Here is a 16,288-nt window from a genome sequence, read left to right as displayed (position 1 = left end):
TTAAAATGCGTATGAACTACTTAAAAAAGTTGGTAATGGCCATGCTTTGCCTGATGTGTACCCTACCTTTAATTGCTCAGGAACACCCCAGCATTATGCTCACCAAAAAAAATATTGAAGCGGTAAGAAAGGGAACAGCTACTTATCCTTTACTTAAAAAATCATATCAGAAGGTAAAAGCTGATGCTGATAAAGCTATAGCAGAGCCTATTAATGTACCTACGCCTAAAGATGCAGGTGGTGGTGCCACACATGAACAGCATAAAAAAAACTATACCAATATGCTGAACTGCGGTATTGCTTACCAAATTTCGGGTGATAAAAAGTATGCTGCTTACGTAGAAAGTATGTTGTTAAAATATGCTGCTGATTATAGCAAATGGCCATTACATCCCAAAAGAAAAGAAAATCATCAGGCCGGTAAGATCTTCTGGCAAAGTCTGAATGACTTTGTATGGCAAGTATATACGATACAAGGTTATGATATGGTTTATGATGCGATATCTCCAAAAAATCGCGCTGCGATAAATACCGGTTTATTTGAGCCTATGCTTAAATTCTTTACGATTGATTGCAAAGAAACCTTTGATAAAATCCATAACCATGGTACCTGGGATATTGCAGCGGTCGGTATGACTGGTTACGTACTCAACAAACCAGAGTATGTAGAAATGGCGATCAAAGGATCTGCAAAGGATGGCAAAACAGGTTACCTTGCCCAAATAGATCAATTGTTTTCTCCTGATGGCTATTATACTGAGGGACCATATTATCAAAGATACGCCTTGCTTCCTTTTATCATTTTCGCAAAGGCGATCAATAACTACCAACCAGAGTTAAAAATCTTCGAATACCGCAATCAATTATTAGCCAATGCCATAAATACCTCTTTACAGCTGACTTATACTGATGGTACATTTTTCCCTATCAATGATGCTGTAAAAGGCAAGACATACGAAACTGCCGAGCTGGTTTATGGAGTGGATATTGCTTACGCCGATATCAAACCTATGCCAGATCTATTGGATGTTGCCGGGAGACAGAATGAAGTCATCGTTTCTGATGCTGGACTAAAGGTAGCTGCCGATCTACATGCCGGCAAAGCCAAGCCTTTTGCTTACCAATCGCAACTTATAAAAGATGGTGCTTCGGGCAAAGAAGGCGGACTGGGCATCTTAAGATATGGCAATAATGAAGATCAACAAACCTTACTGATAAAAGCAGCCTCTCAGGGTATGGGCCACGGCCATTTCGATCGTCTAAACCTATTGTATTATGACAATGGTGTCGAAGTATTTCCTGATTATGGTTCGGCTAGATTTATCAATATAGAATCTAAAAAAGGTGGCGATTACTTACCAGAAAATAAATCATGGGCAAAACAAACTGTGGCACACAATACACTGGTTGTTGATCAGACTTCTAACTACAAAGGCAATCCCGATGTTGCACAAAAAAACTATCCTGAAGTACTGTACTTTAAAAGTGATAAAAACTTGCAGGTGATCAGTGCTGCAGAACGCAATGCCTACCCTGGTGTACAAATGATCAGAACATCTGCCTTACTTAAGGTAGCCGAATTAAGTAAACCCTTGGTAATTGATATTTTCCAGACCTTATCTGACAAATCACACCAATACGACCTTCCTTTTTGGTATAAAGGTCATGTTGTTGATGCTTCTATAAAAGTAAATGCTTTTGCAGATCAGTTAAAACCTCTAGGTGAGAAATATGGCTATCAACACATCTGGCTAAATGCCGAGCAGCCGGTTAAAGAAAAAACCGGATACTTGAGTATTTTAAACAACAAACGTTTTTATACCGTTCATTTTGCAACCGACACAGCTGTCAACTTAAAAATGTTGTCGCTAGGTGCAAACGACCCTGAAATGAATCTCGTAGAGAGTAAAGCCTTTATGCTTTCTTCTCCAAAATCTAACAACCAAACGTTTTTTAACGTCATCGAAACCCATGGCAACAGCAATCCGGTTAGTGAAACTACAACCGGTGCCAGCAGCAAGGTTAGTGATTTAAAGATCCTAAGCAGCAGCAAAGACCAGGTTACCGTTTCATTTAAGGTAAAAAACAAGCTATACACCTACCAGATCAATTATAACAACAAAGAAAACTTTATAAAACTTAATTAATACGTCATGTTACAGAACAATTTATTTCAAATAGATGCAGAAACTCCCTGGCAGGATTTAGGAAATGGGATCAAGAGACAGATATATGGTTATGATGACAAAATTATGCTTGTAAAAGCAAAGTTTGAGGCAGAAGCTGTGGGCATATTGCACGAACATCACCATTCGCAAGTTACTTATGTAGACAGTGGCGTATTTGAAATGACCATTGGCGAGGAAAAAAAGCTCCTCAAAAAAGGCGACGGTTTCTACGCTCCTCCACATGTATGGCATGGCTGTGTATGCATTGAACCAGGAATCCTGATTGATGTATTTTCCCCACACCGGGAAGATTTCCTTTAAACCTAACCTTAAAATATAAACTAAGATGAAGAAAATGATTATGCTTTGTGGCTTACTCTTTATCTGCTGCGCCCTTAGCGCTCAGGATACAGTAGCCATAAAAAAAGTAACCTATCCGGCGGGCTTTACTGAGCAGTTAAATGTGGTTTACACCAAAGTGAACGATTGGGAAGGCAAGCTTGATTTATACCTTCCACCAGTTAAAAACGCCCCTATTCCCCTTGTCATCAATATCCATGGCGGTGGCTGGAATAAAGGAAACAAAGAATCACAATCAGGATTTAGCGGTTTCTTCAAAAGAGGCTATGCCGTAGCTAACATTGCTTATCGCCTTACTGGTGTTGCAACTGCCCCGGCAGCTGTTGAAGATACTCGTTGTGCTTTGATCTACCTGATCAGCAATGCTAAAAAACTCAACATAGATGTCAACAAAATTGTAATTATGGGCGGTTCTGCCGGTGGGCACCTCGCCTTAATGGGCGGATTGCTAGAAAACAACCACATTTTCGATACCAATTGCAAAACAAATGAAAAAATTAAGGTTGCTGCTATTATTGACAAGTATGGCATTACCGATGTATGGGATTGGGGTTATGGTCCTAACAAAACCAGCAAATCAGCCACAAGCTGGTTAGGTGCTAAAGCAAAAGATAAAGACTTCGCCATGTCAGTATCTCCACTATACCAGGTAAAGAAAACTAGTCCCCCAGTGTTTATTGTACATGGTGATGCAGACCCAACAGTGCCTTATCAGCAGTCTGTAGCCCTTAAAGCAAAGTTGGACGAGCTGGGTGTAAAGAACGAGTTTATTACTGTGAAAGGCGGTCTACATGGAAAATTCACACCAGAAGACAACAGCATGGTTAACGCAAAGATTATGGAATTTTTAAAGGGACTGGGACTATAACTTTAGGATAGAGATGAAAGTAAAAGGATTAAGATGGTACATTATTGCGCTGATTGCTTTTGCAACGGTGATCAACTATATTGACCGTAGTGCCATCAACATCATGTGGCCTTATATTTATAAGGAGTTTGGAATTGCTGATGTTGACAATAAAAGTGCGCTTGCACTAATTACCACCTTCTTTATGATTGCCTACGCCCTTGGGCAAACTTTTACAGGCAAACTGATGGATGCGGTAGGCACAAGACTGGGTATGACGATTTCTATCATTGGATGGAGTGTTTCTATTGCATTACATTCATTTGCCCGCTCATTAATGTCGTTCAATATCTTCAGGTTCATGCTCGGCTTTTCTGAAGCAGGAAATTGGCCTGGCGCGACAAAAAGTAATGCTGAATGGTTTCCGGCAAAAGAAAGAGCGATTGCACAGGGTATTTTCGGAGCAGGTGCATCCTTAGGTTCAGTAGTATCCGCTCCGATTATTGCGTTATTGTACATCGCATTTGGCTGGAAGATGACATTTGTACTTATTGCCGCCTTAGGACTGATCTGGGTTATTCCATGGCTCATCATTAACAAAGCGGCACCAGAAAAGCACCCTTGGCTAACTGAAAAAGAACGTAACTATATCCTGGATACTGATCCTGATGCTAACGCTTCTGTTGAGGTGGTACCCGTACTAACCTGGAGAGAACTCTTAAAATTCAGAAATACCTGGGGCATCATCATGAGTAGGTTCTTTATTGATCCGGTATGGTGGTTATTTGTAACCTGGTTACCGACCTTTTTAAAAGAGCAGTTCCTCTTCGATATTAAACAAATCGGTGCCTTTACCTGGTTGCCCTATCTTTTTGCGGCCATAGGCAGCTTAGCTGGTGGCTATCATTCTTCATGGCAAATTAAACAAGGTACTACCGCTGTAAAAGCAAGAAAAAATTCGATTGCAATAGGCTCCGGAGTCATGCTACTTTCCCTGGTTGCCATCGTTTATTACCTGGATACATTGAAAGAAACCCCTACCCTCGCCATGGTACTAATTGGCACTACGCTATTTGGTTTTCAGTTCCTTATTGGAAACATCCAAACTTTGCCAAGCGATTATTTTAATGGCAAAAACGTAGGCACAGTGGCCGGTATGGGCGGGACAGCAGCAGTTGCCGGAACATTATTAACCACATGGGCCGTGCCCATTATTACAAAAACAAGCTACGTTTCCTTCTTTGTACTGGCAGCTGTACTGGTTCCCATTGCATGGATCTGTATTAAATATATGACATCTAAAAAAATAACAAATTAATAAATCAAAGAATATGCGTTTAAAAAATAAAGTCGCAATTGTAACTGGCGGGTCCAGAGATATCGGTAGAGCTGTTTCCTGTCAACTTGCTCAGGAAGGTGCAAAAGTTGTGATCAATTATCACAGCAATTTAGCCAATGCTGAAGAAACTTTAAAACAGATCACTGATAATGGTGGCGAAGCCATCATTGTTAAGGGAGATGTAACTAAATCTGCCGAAGTAGCCGAGCTAATTGAAAAAGCCAAAGCAGCTTTTGGTGATGAAATTCACATTCTGGTTAATGTTGCAGGCGGCATGGTGGCCAGAAAACCAACCTTAGAGCTGGACGAAGATTTTTGGGATGCGGTGATGGACCTGAACTTAAAAAGCGTATATCTGGTGAGTAAAGCCACTATTCCTTACATGAAATCAGGCGCTTCGATTGTAAACCTTTCTTCTCTTGCAGGTAGAGATGGCGGTGGTCCTGGAGCAAGTGCTTACGCAACTGCAAAGGGTGGTATCATGACTTATACCAGAGCATTAGCTAAAGAACTTGGACCTAAAAACATCCGTGTAAATTCGGTTTTGCCGGGAATGATTGCCACTACTTTTCACGATACCTTTAGTAAACCTGAAGTTCGCGTTAATGTAGCCAATGCTACTTTACTGAAAAGAGAAGGACAAGCATCAGAGGTTGCAGACCTGATTGTTTACCTGACTACAGATCAATCCAGCTATGTTACCGGTACTAATATCGATATCAATGGTGGTTTAAACTTTTCATAAAAATACAAAGGGCGTTTAAATACTGCGACTGCTATTTAAGCGCCCTTTAAACACATTACCAGGCAGCAATAAGGGAGGCTGTCCCTGCAAAGTAAAATGGGGATTTTACACAGCAGGAAATACTATAACCAAATATAAAACCAATAAGAATATGAATTCGAAAGTTTACTTACGAGGTATACTCCTCATTGTATTTTCCTGTTTTCTGTTTTTGACACCAGGGTTTTCACAAACCAAGGTAAAAATACAGGGCGTGGTTAAATCGGCTGCCGGAGAAACTTTGCCGGGCGCATCTGTTACCATCAAAGATTCAAAACAAGGAACAATCACCAATAACCAAGGTGAATTTACCATTACTGCCGAATCTGGCAAACTACTACTGATAAACTATCTAGGCTACCAACCACAAGCCTATTCGGTTACTGTAGCAGCCAAGGTAACCATTACCTTAAAAGAGGTAAAAAATAACATGGACGAGGTGGTGGTTATTGGATATGGCACACAGAAAAAGTCTTCCGTAACCGGTGCCGTAAGTAAACTAAAAAATGAAAATCTGGATGAGATTCCTACATCAAGATTAGACAATGCCTTAATCGGAAAAATAGCAGGTGTTACCATTCAAAATGTAAGTTCAGAAGTTGGTGCCGAACCAATTGTAAGGGTTCGTGGATTCAGCTCCATCAGCGCCAGTTCTCAGCCTTTGGTTGTAGTAGATGGCTATCCAGTACCCGATGGTTTATCCTTTGTAAACCCTCAGGATGTAGAATCTATAGAAGTACTAAAAGATGCTGCATCAGCAGCGATATACGGTTCAAGAGCAGCCAATGGGGTAATTCTGATCACCACAAAAAGCGGCGTTTCCGATAAACCAAGATATTCAGTTAAATCGTATTACGGCTTTAAAAAACCCTATGCGCTTAACCCGATCATGAGTGTGACCGATTACACTAAAATGCTATTTGCTGAGGGCGCATTAAGGCAAAATGACCCAACAGTGCCCGCCAATCAAAAAAACCTAATTACTGGTCCAGAACGTGCAGCCTACATCATCGAAGACCAAATCAGTGGTGTACCTACTGACTGGCAGCAAGAAGCAATGCAAGATGCATCGATTGCAAATATCCAATTGGGCATTTCCGGAGGCAATAAAGATTTAAAATATTACATCTCTGCAAGTGGTCAGAAAGACCAGGCCATCTTAAAATATAGCGATAACGAGCGCCTAAATGTAAAAGCAAAGATAGATGGCGCATTGAGTAAAAAGGTTAATTTCAGCTTTAACTTTAACCCTTCTTATATTAAAACACAAAGGCCGGCAGTAAACTTTACCGACTATTTCAGATTCGGATCCTTCCTTCCGGTTTATCATAATGACTTTACTGCAGCTTATGTACATCAAAATTCCCAATGGGCAGATATTCTTCCCGGAGATTTTGTTCAGGCACGTCATTTTAATGGCTTGCAGTACACAGGAACAATGCCTGATGGAAGTATTTGGAGTAGCGGAGGTCCGGTAGACCCTTTTGCAACCAGTAACAATACTCCACTTTCCATTGCAGCTAGAGAAACAAACAATCAACAGACTTATAGAATACTGGGCGGTGGAGATATCAGCATTAAATTTCTTCCCAATTTAATCTTTAAAAGTTCTGTTGGTGGTTATTACACACAACAGGAGAACAACACCTTTACCAAATCGAACGCCAGAAAAGACGGTGATGTAAATGCTGCCGTCGTTTACACAAAAAACTATCTAGATGTTTTATTTGAAAACACCTTAAACTACAACCTAACCAGGGGCAATCACAATTTCACAGGCTTACTGGGTTTTACCACACAGCAAACTACGATCAAGGAATCTAATATGGTAGGTAGAAACTTCCCTACCGATGAATTTGAGACCCTTAATCAGGCTGCACAAATAGACCAGGCACTAACCAAAACACTGAAAGACCGTGTAGGTCTAATCTCATACCTTGGTCGTTTCACTTACGATTACAAGAATAAATACTTATTGGCGGTTAGTTACCGTATGGATGGAAGCTCTTACTTTTATAAAGGCAAAAAATATGGCTCATTCCCGGCAGTATCTGCAGGTTGGGGAATTGCAAAAGAAGACTTCATGAAAGATGTTACCTGGGTTAGCAATATGAAATTGAGAGCCAGTTATGGCGCTACAGGTAACAACAAAATCCCAAGCTTTTCTTTCCAAAATTTACTTTATCCAGGGAATTACTCTTTTGGAAGCGGAAATGGCGATGTGAATCTTGGACTGTCACCAAATTCGGATGTGCTGGCCAATCCCAGCATTACCTGGGAACGTACTTATGAGTTCAATGCGGGATTGGATCTAGGCTTTATGCAAGATCGATTCGGCTTAACTTTAGAGTATTACAATTCAAACACAGATAAATTACTATACAAAAGATCTACTCAATCTTTTAGTGGATCTTTTGAATATATCAACAACTCAGGTAAGATAAAAAACCAAGGGGTAGAAATAGAATTGACTTCCAACAATATCAAAAACAGCAAGTTTCAATGGACTACCAATTTAAACTTCTCGGCCAACAGAAATAAGTTACTGGAGCTAGGTGGAGAACCTTTCCAGTATAACTATGGAGAACGTTCTGAAATCTATGCCGCTATAGTTGGTCAGCCAGCCATACAGTTCTTCGGTTATAAAACAGATGGCGTATGGACTTCTCAAGCTCAAATTGATGAAGCAAAAGCCGGTGGACAAACTTCTACCCTTGCCAAATATTTCGCACCCGGGGGATTAAAGTTTGTTGACGTAAATGGTGATAACAAAATCGATGTGGATGACCGTACACCGATAGGTACTCCTTTTCCTGATTTTACCTGGGGAATCAACAACTCTTTTAAATACAAAGGGTTTGATCTGAATATTTTAATACAAGGCGTACAGGGTGTAAAAGTGATCAATGGTGATGCAAACTACAATGAATCAAGGAGATACAACGAGAATTTCAACAAAAACAGATGGATCAGTGCCGCCAATCCAGGTGATGGTAAAACACCATACTATACCAATGGAGAGAATTGGATGCTAACAGACTACGTGATTGAGGACGGCTCTTATGCTGCACTTAGAAACGTCATCCTCGGCTACACACTTCCTGCTAAATTCACTAAAAAAATAGGTGTAAAAGGGGTAAGAGTTTATACTGCTGCTGACAATGTGGTTTATTTAATGGGCAGCTCTTACCGTGGGATCAACCCTGAGGCCAGAGCTACCTCATCACAATATTCCTCCCCACTTATTGATGGCTATCAGCGTGGCGCCTTTCCAATTGCCCGCACTTACACATTTGGTATAGATGTTAATTTTTAAATCATGACTCAGCTAAAAATAGATAAGATGAAAAGCTTTAAGTACCTAACAGCAGGATTATTGCTTGCGATAAGCACTACTGCTTGTAACAAGATCATCGATATCGATCCCATTTCCAATATTGGGGTTGATGCCTTTTATAGAAATTATGAAGAAACCAAAGTTGCACTTACCGGCAGCTATAGCGGTTTGCAAAAGCCTTTGGAATTTGAGTGGATGCTTAGTGATCTGCGAACTGATAATTCGAAACAGGGTGTAGCCAATAGTTCGGCTACCATTAATTTTGAATTTAATGACTTGGACATGTTTACCCTAAACTCGGCACATGACAAGGTTTATCAATACTGGCTGATGACCTACAAAAACCTAAGGTCGATCAATTATGTACTAAAAAGTCTGGGCACTACCTATGCAGGTGGACAAACCACTCTCGGCGAAGGAACCGCAAAAATGACCCAGCAGCAAAAAAATCAGCTCGCAGGCGAAGCTTTGTTTTTACGTGCCTATCATTATTTTAACCTGGTAAGGTTATATGGTGATGTGTTTTTAGTTACCGAACCCGTTGATCCTGAACAGTCAAAAAAAATCAACAGAACGCCGATCGCCGATTGTTATCAGCTGATCACAGCCGACCTTTTAGCGGCCAAAGACTTACTATCTCAAACCCCATATTCAGCTTCAACCAATACCGATGCTGGGCATGCAACTTCCTGGGCAGCAAAAACGCTACTGGCTAAAGTTTACTTAAGTACCAACCGTGCGTCAAGCGCACTACCACTGCTTGATGATGTGATCAGCAACAGTGGCTATGGTATGCTACCTTCCTTTTCGGATGTCTTCTCTATCAACAACGAAATGAACAAAGAAATTCTCTTTGCGGTAAGGTTTAAGGCTGGTGGCTTTGGTTTGGGTAATTTAATGGGCAATAACTTTGCGCCAACATCTAGCGGAAGTGCCGTCATAAATGGTGATGGAAGCGGATATAACTACCCGACCAACGATTTGGATGTAACCTATAAAACACCTGCAACGGGCGCTACTGATGGAAGAAAAGCCGTAACAATGGCAAAATATAACGCCAAGCTGTATGTTAAAAAATTCATATCCCCGGTTTTGGTTAAATTTGATGGAGAAAATGATTTCCCGGTGCTACGTTTCTCTGATGTATTGTTGATGAAAGCAGAGGCTTTGGGTTTTGGAACGGCAAGTGTAAACCTAATTAACGACGTAAGGGCAAGAGCGGGTGCGGTAGATTATGTTACTGGAGACTTTAATACTGGCTTCTATAAATACCCAACTGATGGAAGTGCTAATGCCATTGCTACACCAGCACAGTTTTTAACCGCATTGTTAAACGAAAGAAGGTTGGAATTTGCATTCGAAAACCAACGTTTCTTTGATTTGGTAAGAACTGGACAAGCCATTACTGTTATCAAAAATCATTTTGCATTAGAATTCGACGCACACTATAAAGCCTACAGACCTGCATTTACACTGGCAGAATTACAAGCTCACTTAACAGCTGAAAAATTGTTATTGCCTATTCCCCAGCGTGAACTCGATGCAAATGATCAGATAAAAATTATTCAAAACCCAGGTTACTAATTGCTCATTATAAATTTTAAAGAGATGACAAAATTTTTAAAAACAGGGTTGTTTATGCTGGCTTTTGCAGCCACAATAGCCTCCTGCAAAAAAGAGAAACTTTCAGACATTGGAGAAGGCTCAATTAAGGCCGAAACTTATACTTTTAACAAGGCCACAAAAAGTTTTGATCTGGGAGATGAGGTGAAAAGTGAAATTGATGCCACCAATGGCATCAAATTAATTTATTCTTACCTCATAAGAAATAATGCTACAGATTCTCTGATTTATATCACCACTGATATAAAAAACAACCCGAAAAATTATACACTTACCATACCGCTTGCTTCCTTTCCAGCAAACAATATGAGCCAGGTAAAAGGTGTGAAAATAATGGTAAAACAAAGTAACAACAGTTCTCTTGAAGGATTTATTCCCATTAAATTCTTCGATCCTGACCTACCTCAGTTTAACAGTTTCCCTACTCAAATTAATGCAGATCTTAATGGAGCAACTGCAATAGCAGGTAACCTCACCTCGGACTATGGCATCAAACAGGTTGATATATTCGATGATTTCCAAACCGAGAACACCTATGTACTGGCACACAGCATTAACACGATAAACGGTGCTAAACAATATGCATTGAACTATGCATATACCTACCGCAAAGCTGCCCAGCACATTAAAATACGGGTTACAGACATCTACAACCAGACCAATGAATTAATTATCAATATGCCTGTGGATGTTGCTGTTTTTAAACCAAAATTCATTGGTTTTGCAGCTAAGATTACACCAATTACTGCAGGAACTACACCTCTAACCGGCAATATTACTTCTGTAACTGGTCTCAAGAAAATAGATATTTACGACGACCGTAATGGAGTCTATGAACTGGTCTCCACTTTAAGCAACCTGAATGGAGTTAAAACTTATAATCTAAATACTACTTACTTATATAAAAAAAGAGCTTCAAACCTTAAACTCATTGCAGTTGATACAGAAGATCTTCAAACTGAGCTGATCATTCCTTTAAATGTCAATTATGGCAGTGTGGTTTACAGAGATGTATTCATGACCGCACAAACATTGGGGACCAACACCGTTTTCCTTGAAAATGGAACTACGGCAGGCAACTGCAATCTGATAGCTAATGAAGCAAATATTCAGTTTGTATTTTTTGCTCCCAGCGCAGGGCCAACCTTATATAACCCATTTAGTGGTACAACAGGAACCTTCCCCGCAAATATGAAATGTAATGGAACGGGATGGACGATTGCGGATCCAGCTGCATTAAAAGATACCAAATTCAGGGTCTTGATCAATGGAGCAAGCACCGGACAAACTGATGTTTATAATCTGATAGCCGCAAATGAAATAGACGATTTAAGTGATGCATTCTTTACTTCCAGAACATTGTCGGCCCCATCAAGCAGTGGACCTAGATATGAAGCATCAGCAGCACCTTCGGCATCTTTGTTTAATCTGACCACAGCAAAAATCATTTATCTGCGGATTACAAACCGTACGACCACTGCGTATAAAAATGCCATTATGGTCATAAAAGAAGTGAATTCAAGTGCCGGTAACTCGACCATGAAATTCGATATCTATATCCAGAAATAATTTATGACCATATGCATATGCTAAAGACCATATTATTTGTATCCTTATTACTCAGTAGCTTTTTTTCAATAGCAGAAACCGTCATTGTAGAAAATCCAGCAGCATTGAAAGCTACTATAAGCAAAGCTAAACCAGGTACCATACTTCTGTTGAAGGATGGCACCTGGAACAATGCAGCCATACAATTACAAGGAAAAGGAACAGCTAAAGCCCCTATCATTATTATGCCACAAACACCAGGTGGGGTTACCTTTAGCGGGCAATCCTATATCCAGATTGGTGGCGAATACTTGATCATTAAGGGCTTCCATTTTAAAAATGGTTATAGCCCTAAAAGGGAAGTTATTTCTTTTCGCATCAGTAACGATGTGCTGGCCAACAACTGCCGGGTTAGCAACATTGTAATTGAGAACTATAGTCAGCCAGAACGCTTTAAAGCCGACACCTGGATTACATTATATGGAAAAAACAACCGCATTGATCATTCTACATTTGTAAACAAGCTAAATTCAGGGCCACTGATTATTGCAGAACTGGATGATGAACGGAGCCAGCAAAATAACCACCGCATAGACAGCAATTATTTTAAAGGCCGTCAGCGCTTCGGATCTAATGGTGGCGAAACCATTCGCATTGGAGTTTCCAGGTATTCATTAACAGCTTCACGTACACAGATTGTTCACAATTATTTCGAACGCTGTAATGGAGAGGTGGAGATCGTATCTATTAAATCCGGCGAAAACAATGTCAGCTACAACACCTTTTACGAATGCGAGGGCAGTCTTGTATTGAGACATGGATCAGGCAACATCGTTGAAGGCAATTTTTTCATAGGCAATAACAAACCCTTTACCGGGGGCGTAAGGGTAATTAACCCTCGTCAGCGTGTATTCAACAATATTTTCTATCAACTGCAGGGTAGCAATTTCAGAGCACCACTGGCTTTAGTAAACGGCGTGCCCAATTCACTCATCAATAGATATTACCAGGTAAAGGATGCCGTTATTGAAAAGAATACTTTTATCAATAGTGCTGAGATCTTATTTGGGGCTGGTAAGGATGCCGAGCGTACCCTTGGGCCTGAAAATGTTTCCTTCAAAAATAACCTTATCCTTACTCAAAAAAATGAAGTCTATACCGATGCCAATAACGACAAAGGAATCGCATTTGCGGATAACGGATTGGATGATGCTTTTAAAGGAACCATACCTGCCGGATTTAAAAAAGTGAAGGTAAAATCTATACAGATAAAAGGATTTAACCTACCCTACGATCCACAATACGGAGCAGATATAAAAAAGCTTCCTTTAATTAAAAAAGAAGCTACCGGAGCTATTTGGTATAAACCTACAGTAGAAGCTCCTGCCCGACCAGCAAAAAGCTTTAAAGTAAAAGCAGCACAAAGTGCAACGATTGCCAACCTGATTAATGATGCCTTGTCTGGTGACACCATCATTTTATCAGATGCGGGGCTCTACAAAATGAATACCGAGCTTACGGTTAACAAACCGTTAATCATCATGGCAGCCAAAAATTTAAAGAGCAGACCTGTATTTGTGAATGCATCCTATAAATCATTACCTGCTTTTATCAGTATTGAAAACGGTGGCGACCTTTTGGTTAAAGGCCTCGCTTTTAAAGGTACATACGAGAGTTTCTCTGCTGCTGATGCCGGTATCCGTTCTACTGATAAACCGATGAACAGACCTTACTTGCTTACCATAGACGACTGCGAATTTTATGATTATAATGAGAGTACAAATAGTGGCTTTAAAGCCTCAAAAAGCACCTTAGCCGACAGTCTCGTTGTTATCAATTCAATTTTCCATCACATGTCAGGCAATGGAATAGACCTTTCTTCAGAGAAAGACGACAAGGGTATGTACAATGCGGAATACACAGTGATCAGGAATTGTACTTTTACCAATTTACTGGGCAGCGCCATCAACATTTATCGTGGTGGAAATGATGAAAGTACTTTAGGGCCATTTGTAAATATTGACCATTGTACCTTTAATGAGGTAGAAAACCGTGAACAGGGAACTGTAGTCAGATTAATCGGAGCACAACAAGCTACGATTACCAATAGTAATTTTTCTTACAGTGGACAAGGGGGAAGATCTGTTCAATTTCAGGAATACCGTTGGGATAATATCCTTGTTGATCACTGTAATTTTTACGAATCTGGAAAGATCGAATCTTTTTACAACAAGGCTACGGGAAGTCATATTTACCATATCAAACCTAAATACACTGACCCCGAAAAACTTAATTTTCAATGGATAGATAACGCGTCATCTGCTAATGACAAGCTATCAATTGGTGTTACAAAATAATAGTATCAGATGATAAAACTCACAAAGACAATACTAAGATTAGCCCTTTCCACAGGGCTAATCACTTTACTTAGCTTCGACATTTCGGCTCAGCAAGCCACAAAGCTTCCTTCACAAATACTGGATCTTAGCAATTGGAAACTAAATATACCTGAAGGCATTAAAACTCCTGGTGGATCGGATGAATACAGACAGCCCGAATTGCAAACCTATAGCAACGAATTTTGGTTTTATGCCAACAATGGAGGCAACGCAGTCGTATTTCGTGCGATAACAGGTGGAACCACAACAAAAGGATCGGGTTATCCCCGCTCTGAGCTTAGAGAAATGATCGATAATGGAAAAAAGAACGCCTCATGGTCATCATCAACCGGCACGCACACTCTTTTTATTGATCAAAGCATCATTCATTTACCGGTTAAAAAACCACATATTGTGGTTGGTCAAATCCATGATGCTGATGACGATGTTATTGTTTTTAGGCTAGAGAAGAATAAACTTTTTGTAAAAATGGATAATGACAAAGGGCCCCTATTAGATGAGAACTACCAATTGGGCACTCGTTTTACGGTAATGTTTAAAGTAAGCAACGACCAAACTGAATGCTATTACAATGGCAAATTAAAGTTTACTTATCCGAAGGCATTTACGGGCGCTTATTTTAAAGCTGGCGCCTATGTGCAATCATCCTGCCAAGGGAAAAGAAAAGTAGAAGGAGAAGCTTGTGATGCATTTGGAGCTGTTGAAATCTATAAGGTTTGGGCAAAGCACGAGCTTTAAACGTCAATGCTGAATTTCAACCAGAAGTTCCATATAAAGCCAATACAAACTCAATAAGCCTTTTTCGACAAACTCCAATCTTTCCTTTTGCTTATCATCAAACCCGGCTTTCTCTATGGTGATCTTGGAAATAATTCTATAGACAATTAACTTTCGCTGAACCAGATAATATCCCGATTTATCTGGGTTCAGCGCATTAAATATTTCAGCTTCTTCTTGTAAATCTCTACACTTATCAAGAAACAATCGATCTTCTGTTTCGTCCTTATAAGTACCATTCATGATACTGAATACAATGTCTTCAAATACGTCTAAATCTGTCGTCATGCTCGTTCGCGTTTATTTTCAAGATATAAAATACAAAAGCGCAGCACGCTACGCAAACCAAATCAGGTGCTACACTTTGTACAGACTTACGTAAAATAATAGGCGACGGATTTCAGTTTATTAAATAAATTTTATTCCTGTCGCATCCGCCCCCTTTATTCGGCGGTTCTTGCCATCACCTCCTACTACTATAGCTTGTATATTTGTTAGGTATTAAACGATAGCAATCATGAGAAAAGTAATTGTTCAGGAATTTGTAACCATTGATGGCTTTGCGGCCGGACAGCAAGACGAATTGGATTTTATGCCTCAAGAATTTTCAACTGGTACAAAAAACAGTATTGAAAACAATCAGTTAGCGTTTATAAAAACCATAGATACCATGATATTAGGCCGGAATACCTACCGGATGTTTGAAGCCTACTGGCCGAACTCGACAGAGCGTATCGCTCCAGGATTAAATGCTTTGGCCAGGTACGTTGTTTCTGAAACTCTTGAACAAGCCGCATGGGGTGACCTCAAACCTGCTTCCATTATAAAGAAAGACGCCGATAAGGAAATTTCAAAATTGAAGTCACAAGCTGGCAAAGACATTGTAATCTGGGGAAGTCTTGCGCTCACACAATCGTTATTTAACAGTGATGTGATTGACGAATATCAATTCATTGTATGTCCAGCTGTTTTAAGTAAAGGCAGGAAGTTATTTACTGATGACCGCAAGTTATTCAAGTTAAATCTACTCGAAACAAAGACTTTTGATGATGGTTGCGTATTGCTAAGGTATTCTCGCTAAACCATTAATATTTAATATATTTAGG

Annotated in this window: 12 protein-coding genes; 11 read left to right on the top strand and 1 reads right to left on the bottom strand. The window is 40.0% G+C overall.

Going from position 1 to position 16,288, the window contains the following annotated elements; translation table 11 throughout:
• The first annotated feature begins 11 nt into the window (after positions 1–11).
• The 10 genes from FBD94_RS24840 to FBD94_RS24795 all read left to right on the top strand — a co-directional run bounded on the left by FBD94_RS24840 (position 12) and on the right by FBD94_RS24795 (position 15,143).
• The gene (locus tag FBD94_RS24840; RefSeq protein ID WP_136882222.1) at positions 12–2,147 is read left to right on the top strand and encodes a heparinase II/III domain-containing protein; all 2,136 of its coding nucleotides are present in this window, start codon (positions 12–14) and stop codon (positions 2,145–2,147) included.
• Positions 2,148–2,153: 6 nt separating this feature from the next.
• On the top strand, positions 2,154–2,489 hold the full coding sequence (locus FBD94_RS24835) for a cupin domain-containing protein (protein WP_131610833.1): 336 nt from the start codon (positions 2,154–2,156) through the stop codon (positions 2,487–2,489).
• A gap of 25 nt (positions 2,490–2,514) precedes the next feature.
• Positions 2,515–3,396, top strand: coding sequence for an alpha/beta hydrolase (locus FBD94_RS24830; RefSeq protein WP_136882221.1), 882 nt, complete (start codon positions 2,515–2,517; stop codon positions 3,394–3,396).
• A 13-nt stretch (positions 3,397–3,409) separates the two neighbouring features.
• Positions 3,410–4,693: an MFS transporter gene (locus tag FBD94_RS24825; protein WP_131610831.1), complete on the top strand. Its 1,284-nt coding sequence runs from the start codon at positions 3,410–3,412 to the stop codon at positions 4,691–4,693.
• A 13-nt stretch (positions 4,694–4,706) separates the two neighbouring features.
• The gene (locus tag FBD94_RS24820) at positions 4,707–5,459 is read left to right on the top strand and encodes an SDR family NAD(P)-dependent oxidoreductase (RefSeq protein WP_131610830.1); all 753 of its coding nucleotides are present in this window, start codon (positions 4,707–4,709) and stop codon (positions 5,457–5,459) included.
• A 151-nt stretch (positions 5,460–5,610) separates the two neighbouring features.
• Entirely contained in the window at positions 5,611–8,814 is a 3,204-nt protein-coding gene (locus FBD94_RS24815) for a SusC/RagA family TonB-linked outer membrane protein (RefSeq protein ID WP_136882220.1), read from the top strand.
• A 27-nt stretch (positions 8,815–8,841) separates the two neighbouring features.
• Positions 8,842–10,419 carry a RagB/SusD family nutrient uptake outer membrane protein gene (locus tag FBD94_RS24810; RefSeq protein ID WP_136882233.1) on the top strand — a complete coding sequence of 526 codons (1,578 nt, stop codon included), beginning with the start codon at positions 8,842–8,844 and terminating at the stop codon, positions 10,417–10,419.
• Positions 10,420–10,443: 24 nt separating this feature from the next.
• A complete protein-coding gene (locus FBD94_RS24805; protein ID WP_136882219.1) occupies positions 10,444–12,027 on the top strand; it encodes a hypothetical protein in 1,584 nt (527 codons plus the stop codon).
• A 17-nt stretch (positions 12,028–12,044) separates the two neighbouring features.
• Positions 12,045–14,363, top strand: coding sequence for a chondroitinase-B domain-containing protein (locus FBD94_RS24800; protein ID WP_136882218.1), 2,319 nt, complete (start codon positions 12,045–12,047; stop codon positions 14,361–14,363).
• 9 nt (positions 14,364–14,372) lie between these two features.
• Positions 14,373–15,143, top strand: a complete 771-nt coding sequence (locus tag FBD94_RS24795; protein WP_136882217.1) for a polysaccharide lyase family 7 protein — start codon at positions 14,373–14,375, stop codon at positions 15,141–15,143.
• 3 nt (positions 15,144–15,146) lie between these two features.
• Here FBD94_RS24795 and FBD94_RS24790 read toward each other — a convergent pair whose 3' ends face one another.
• Entirely contained in the window at positions 15,147–15,470 is a 324-nt protein-coding gene (locus FBD94_RS24790) for a hypothetical protein (RefSeq protein WP_136882216.1), read from the bottom strand.
• Between the two features lie 229 nt (positions 15,471–15,699).
• Between FBD94_RS24790 and FBD94_RS24785 the strand changes: the two genes are divergently transcribed.
• Positions 15,700–16,263 (top strand): dihydrofolate reductase family protein, encoded by a 564-nt coding sequence (locus tag FBD94_RS24785; protein ID WP_136882215.1) that lies wholly within the window; start codon positions 15,700–15,702, stop codon positions 16,261–16,263.
• Positions 16,264–16,288: the final 25 nt, after the last annotated feature.

The sequence above is a fragment of the Pedobacter hiemivivus genome (genome assembly GCF_005144565.1).
Taxonomy (GTDB): Bacteria; Bacteroidota; Bacteroidia; order Sphingobacteriales; family Sphingobacteriaceae; genus Pedobacter; species Pedobacter hiemivivus.
This window is presented reverse-complemented; position numbering and strand designations above follow the sequence as displayed.